Annotated in this window: 1 protein-coding gene; it reads right to left on the reverse strand. The window is 66.6% G+C overall.

Annotated features, from left to right (window positions below; all coding sequences use genetic code 11):
* The coding region (locus tag HMPREF2927_RS09195; RefSeq protein ID WP_305793662.1) for a biotin/lipoyl-containing protein at positions 1 to 297 on the reverse strand (297 nt) is incomplete at its 3' end.
* Positions 298 to 347: the final 50 nt, after the last annotated feature.

Raw genomic sequence — 347 nt, forward strand, 5'->3', positions numbered from 1 at the left:
AGCAACCGGAGCGGGAGCTGCGGGAGCCTCAGCAGCTGCGGGAGCAGCCGGAGCAGCAGCGCCGGAACCGTCGCCAATGATAGCCAGAGCAGCGCCGACCTCGACGTCCTCGTCCTCGGGGACGAGAATCTGCTCAACAACGCCTGCTACGGGGGAGGGAACCTCGGTGTCAACCTTGTCGGTGGAAACCTCAACCAGGGGCTCGTCAACCTCAACCTGCTCGCCAACTTCCTTCAGCCAGCGGGTAACGGTGCCCTCGGTGACGGACTCGCCCAGTGCGGGCAGTACGACCTCGATGCCTGCAGCAGCAGCAGCGGGAGCCTCAGCAACCGGAGCGGGAGCTGCGG

The organism is Rothia sp. HMSC061E04 (genome assembly GCF_001813685.1).
Lineage (GTDB): Bacteria > Actinomycetota > Actinomycetes > Actinomycetales > Micrococcaceae > Rothia > Rothia mucilaginosa.